The sequence below is a fragment of the Micromonospora sp. NPDC049580 genome (assembly GCF_040675595.1).
GTDB lineage: Bacteria > Actinomycetota > Actinomycetes > Mycobacteriales > Micromonosporaceae > Micromonospora.
Map to the genome: position 1 here is coordinate 1 of NZ_JBFAPG010000427.1, position 5,507 is coordinate 5,507.

5 protein-coding genes are annotated in these 5,507 nt (G+C 72.9%); 3 read left to right on the top strand and 2 right to left on the bottom strand.

The annotated features are described in order from the left end of the window. Positions 1-43: 43 nt before the first annotated feature. Together AB0J68_RS25935 and pcaF are read right to left on the bottom strand one after the other, a co-directional pair. Complete coding sequence (locus AB0J68_RS25935) at positions 44-856, bottom strand: SAM-dependent methyltransferase (protein WP_354857605.1); 813 nt, start codon at positions 854-856, stop codon at positions 44-46. 154 nt (positions 857-1,010) lie between these two features. Next, positions 1,011-2,216, bottom strand: coding sequence for a 3-oxoadipyl-CoA thiolase (gene pcaF / locus AB0J68_RS25940; RefSeq protein WP_363940814.1), 1,206 nt, complete (start codon positions 2,214-2,216; stop codon positions 1,011-1,013). A gap of 107 nt (positions 2,217-2,323) precedes the next feature. Here pcaF and AB0J68_RS25945 point away from each other — a divergent pair, with 107 nt between their 5' ends. The 3 genes from AB0J68_RS25945 to AB0J68_RS25955 all read left to right on the top strand — a co-directional run bounded on the left by AB0J68_RS25945 (position 2,324) and on the right by AB0J68_RS25955 (position 5,440). Further along, positions 2,324-3,289 (top strand): glutathione S-transferase C-terminal domain-containing protein, encoded by a 966-nt coding sequence (locus AB0J68_RS25945; protein ID WP_363940816.1) that lies wholly within the window; start codon positions 2,324-2,326, stop codon positions 3,287-3,289. Beyond that, a complete protein-coding gene (locus tag AB0J68_RS25950) occupies positions 3,282-3,950 on the top strand; it encodes a DUF998 domain-containing protein (RefSeq protein WP_363940818.1) in 669 nt (222 codons plus the stop codon). The genes AB0J68_RS25945 and AB0J68_RS25950 overlap by 8 nt, the downstream gene beginning before the upstream one ends. 197 nt (positions 3,951-4,147) lie before the next feature. Next, positions 4,148-5,440, top strand: a complete 1,293-nt coding sequence (locus tag AB0J68_RS25955) for a dicarboxylate/amino acid:cation symporter (protein WP_354857680.1) — start codon at positions 4,148-4,150, stop codon at positions 5,438-5,440. Positions 5,441-5,507 lie beyond the last annotated feature (67 nt).

Genomic DNA, 5,507 nt, shown 5'->3' on the forward strand with positions numbered 1-5,507 from the left:
CCGACGTCGACCCCGGTGGGGTCCGGGACGGCGGCCACTGGAATCAGCCGGCGGGCTGGTCGTACCGGGCCGCGCCCCCGAAGGCGCCGAACCGCTCGGGGTGCTCATCCACGTCGGCCGGCGAGTCGGGACGCCACAGTGGCATGTGCACCACGCCCGGTTCGAGCACCGTCCAGTCGCCGAAGAAGCCGGTGACCTGCGCGCGGGAGCGCAGGGTGATCTCGGTGGCCGTCCGGGCGGAGAGGCGCTGGGCGTCCAGCATCTCCTGCGGCTGGTCCTCGAAGGTCGAGTGCGAGATGACCAGGAAGCTGCCGGGCGCGGCGGCGGCCCGCAGGGTGGACAGGATCTCCTCGGGACCGTCGGCGTCCGGGATGAAGTGCACCACCCCGGCCAGCAGGATGCCCATCGGTCGACTGAAGTCGATCAGCCCGAGCCGCCGGGTCTCGGCAAGGATGCGCTCCGGCTCGCGCAGGTCGGCGTGGATCACCCCGGTCAGGTCATTGCCGGCGAGCAGCTCACGGCTGTGCGCGACGGCGACCGGGTCGATGTCGACGTAGACCACCCGGGCCTTCGGGTTGGCCGCCTGGGCCACCTCGTGCACGTTGCCCACGGTCGGAATGCCGGAGCCGATGTCGAGGAACTGGTCGATGCCGGCGTCGAGCAGCACCCGGACGGCTCGGCGCAGGAACTCCCGACCGGAGCGCATGGTGGCGGCGAGATTCGGGGTCATGCTGGCGATCTGCTCGGCCAACTGCCGGTCGACCTCGAAGTTGTGCGCCCCGCCCAGGAAATAGTCGTACACCCGGGCCGCGCTCGGCCTGGTCAGGTCAATCTCGGTCGGCAGTGCGTCCGGCATCAGTGTGCTCCCCAGTTCGTCGCCGCGGCGCGAGGCGGCACCGGCGTCGACGAGCGCGCGCGACCGCCGGCCGACCCCGCGGGTCGTGTGGTGTGGACCACTCTAGGCCGACAACTCCCACGTACGGCAGATCCCTTCACGTAACTTTCCGCGCTCAGGCGGCCGACTCCAGCAGCAGCGAGATGCCCTGCCCGACGCCGATGCACATGGTGGCGAGGGCCCGGCGGCCGCCGCGACGGCGCAGCTCCAGGGCGGCGGTCAGCGCCAGCCGCGCGCCGCTGGCGCCCAGCGGATGCCCGAGCGCGATCGCGCCACCGTTCGGGTTGACGTGCTCGGCGTCGACCGGCAACCCCAACTCGCGCAGCACCGCCACGGACTGCGCGGCGAACGCCTCGTTCAACTCGACGACGTCCACCGCGCCCAGCTCCACGCCGACCCGGTCGAGCAGCTTGCGGGTGGCCGGCACCGGGCCGATTCCCATGATCCGCGGCGGTACGCCTGCCGTCGCCGCGCCGCCGATGCGGGCCAGCGGGGTGAGGCCGTACCGCTGCACCGCCGCTTCACTGGCCACCAGCAGCGCGACCGCGCCGTCGTTGACGCCCGAGGAGTTGCCGGCGGTCACCGTGCCGCCGTCGCGGAACGGGGTGGGCAGCGCGGCCAGCTTCTCCAGCGACGTCTCCCGGGGGTGCTCGTCGACCTCGACCAGTCGGGTCTCCCGGCGACCGGCCGGCACGGACACCGGCACGATCTCCTCGGCGAACCGGCCGTCGGCCTGCGCCTTGGCGGCGCGCTGCTGCGAGCGGTACGCGAAGGCGTCCTGCTCGGCCCGGTCGACGCCGTACTCGGCGGCCACGTTCTCCGCCGTCTCCGGCATCGAGTCGACGCCCCAGCCGTCACGCATCAGCGGGTTGACCAGCCGCCAGCCCAGGGTCGTGTCATACATCTCGGCCGAGCGGGAGTACGCCGAGGTCGCCTTCGGCACGACGAACGGCGCCCGGCTCATGCTCTCCACCCCACCGGCGACCGCCAGGTCCGCCTCGCCGGCCACGATGGACCGGGCGGCGATGGCGAGGGCGTCCAGACCGGAGCCGCAGAGCCGGTTGACGGTGCTGCCCGGCACCTCCTCGGGCAGGCCGGCGAGCAGCGCCGCCATGCGGGCCACGTTGCGGTTGTCCTCGCCGGCCTGGTTCGCGCAGCCGAGCACGACGTCGTCGACGCGGGCCCAGTCCACCGACGGGTGCCGGGCGACCAGCTCGCGGATCACGTGTGCGGCCAGGTCGTCGGGGCGGACGCCGGCCAGCGCGCCGGCGTACCGGCCGATGGGGGTACGGACACCGGCCACCAGGTATGCCACGGTCATCGCGAGTCCTTCGGGGGTGGGAAGGGCGGGGGTGCGGGCGTCCACCGGGTCGCGGGGGACTCCCCAGCCGCCAGGATATCCACGCTCCCAGCGGATAGGTTGGCGGCATGGCCCGGGCCCAGTTCAGCGCAGAGACCAGCCGTGGTGGCGCTTTCGTCCGCCAGCCCAACCGCTTCACCGGTCGGGTCACCCCCCACTCGACCTCCCCGCCGGGTGGCGGCCCGGACGAGCAGGACCGCTGGCCACTGGAGGCCGGCCGGTACCGGCTGATCTGGTGCCGCGCGTGCCCGTGGGCGCACCGGGCGAGGATCGTGCGCGGCCTGCTCGGGCTGGACGACGCGATCTCGCTGGGCACCGTCGACCCGATCCGGGACGAGCGGGGCTGGGCGTTCGCCCTCGACCCGGACGGCTTCGACCCGGTCCTCGGTGTCAGCTTCCTCTCCGAGGCGTACCTGGCCACCGACGAGGACTACACCGGCCGGGTGACCGTGCCGGCGCTTGTCGACACGCTGACCGGCCGGGTGGTCACCAACGACTACCCGCAGCTCACCCTCGACTTCTCCACCGAGTGGCGGCGACTGCACGCCCCCGACGCCCCGGACCTGTACCCGGTCGCGCTGCGCCCGGAGATGGACGCGCTGATGGCCGAGATCCACCACGACGTCAACAACGGCGTCTACCGGTGCGGGTTCGCCACCTCGCAGGAGGCGTACGACGAGGCGTTCCGGGCGCTCTTCGCCCGACTGGACGCGCTGTCCGAACGCCTGGCCGGGCAGCGCTACCTGATGGGAGACGCGATCACCGAGGCCGACGTGCGGCTGTTCACCACGCTGGTGCGCTTCGACGCCGCGTACCACGGGCACTTCAAGTGCAACCGCAGCAAGCTGACCGAGATGCCGGTGCTCTGGGCGTACGCCCGGGACCTGTTCCAGACCCCGGGCTTCGGCGAGACGGTGGACTTCGACCACATCAAGCGGCACTACTACGGCACCCACCGGGAGATCAACCCGACCGGCATCGTGCCGCTGGGGCCCGACGAGTCCGGTTGGACGACGCCGCACGGGCGTGGCTGAGCCGGGGCGGGCCGGCACCGCGACGGCACCCGTCGCTCGCGGGGACGTCGCCCGCCGGGTCGCCGGGTCCGCCGCAGCCGGCTGCGCGGTGGCCGGCGCGGTCGCGGTGACGGTCGCGGTCGTCGCCGGTCCCGGTCCCGGTCTCACCGGGTACGTGAGCGAGGCGGGCATCGCTGGCAGCGCGCACGCCGTGACGTACCGGATCGGGGTCCTCGCCCTGGCCGGCGCGTTGCTGCTGATCGCCGCGGCGCTGCCTCCCGGGGTGCGGGTGGCGCCGGCGCTGCTCGCCACCGGCGCGGTGCTCACCGCGGTGTCCGGGGCGGTGACCTGCTCCGCCGGCTGCCCACTGCCGCCGTTCGAGCGGACCACGGTGGCCGACCTGGTGCACGGGGGCGCGAGCATCGCGGCGACGGCGGCGGTGGTCCTCGCCATGATCACGCTGGCCGTGTCCGGGCCGGCCGGGCCGGTGGTCCGCCGGTTGGCGGCCGGCACGGCCGCGCTCGCCCTGCCGCTGTGCGCGACGGTCGGCCTGGCCATGCTCGTGGTCGGCCGGGGCGCCCTGGTCGGCGTGGTGGAGCGGCTGGTTCTCGGGCTCGCGGTGCTGTGGGGCGTGGCCACCGGCACGGCCCTGGCCCTGGCCCGCCGCGAGCGGGGCTTGTAAGGAGCGTCACGGCCACCGTTCCTTGCAGATCGCGCTGATCGGCGTACTGTCGGCGAGCGATGACCAATGTCTGGGGCCTCACCGTTCGCCTGTATGTCGATCTCCGACTGCAGGCCAGCGGCATCTGTCCGGCGTAGCCGTCCTCCTCGCGCCTACCCCGACCAGAACAGACAATTGGACACTTCATGCCCTTCGGCCTGCGCAAAATCCCGTTCTCCGTGCAGATCCTTCTCGGCCTCGTGCTCGGCGTCGCGCTCGGCTTCCTGGCCCGCAGCAACGACCTGAGCTGGCTGACCAGCACCCTGCACACCGTCGGCAGCCTCTTCATCCAGCTCCTCAAGCTGGCCGTGCCGCCGCTGGTCTTCACCGCCATCGTGGTCAGCGTGGTCAGCCTGCGCGGCGTGGCCAACGCCGCCCGGCTCGCGCTGAAGACCCTGATGTGGTTCGGCATCACCGCACTGATCGCGGTGAGCATCGGCATCGGCCTCGGCCTGCTCGTCAACCCGGGCCGCGGCGTGAGCCTCGACCTGGGTGGCGCGACCCCGCCCAAGAACACCGGCTCCTGGACGGACTTCCTCACCGGCATCGTGCCCACCAACCCGGTCGGCGCGTTCGTCGAGGGCAACGTCCTCCAGATCGTCTTCCTCGCCCTCGTGGTGGGTGCCGCGGCCCTGCTGGTCGGCGACGCCGCCGAGCCCTTCGTGGCGCTGAACCGCTCGCTGCTGGAAATCGTGCAGAAGGCCCTGTGGTGGGTCATCCGACTCGCCCCGATCGGCACCCTCGGCCTGATCGGCAACGCCGTCGCCTCGTACGGCTGGGACCTGCTGGCACCCCTCGCGAAGTTCACCACCGCCGTCTACGTCGGCTGCGCCATCGTGCTGTTCGTGGTCTACCCGCTGGTGCTGATCCTCGCCGGCCGGCTCAACCCGCTGCGCTTCTTCGCCGGCGCCTGGCCCGCGATCGAGCTGGCCTTCGTGTCCCGCTCGTCGGTGGGCACCATGCCGGTGACCCAGCGCTCCGTCGAGCGGCTCGGCGTCCCGCGCGAGTACGCCTCGTTCGCGGTGCCGTTCGGCGCCACCACGAAGATGGACGGCTGCGCCGCGATCTACCCGGCCCTCGCCGCGATCTTCGTGGCGCAGGTGTTCGGCGTGCACCTCGGCGTCACCGACTACCTGCTCATCGCGTTCGTCTCGGTGGTCGGCTCGGCGGCCACCGCCGGCCTGACTGGGGCGATCGTGATGCTCACCCTCACCCTGAGCACGCTGGGTCTGCCGCTGGCCGGCGCCGGTCTGCTGCTGGCCATCGACCCGATCCTGGACATGATCCGTACCGCCACCAACGTGGCCGGGCAGGCGCTCGTGCCGACCGTGGTCGCTGCCCGTGAGGGCACCCTCGACCGGGCCGCGTACGAGTCCGCGGGCCGCCGGGATCTCGTCGACCCGGAGCCGGTCGCCGACACCCGGCCCGAGCTCAGCCCCGTCCCTGCCTGACAAGTCACTGCACGGCGACGGGCCCCTCTACCCGGGGCCCCTCTCCGAAACGGCGACGGGCCCCGGG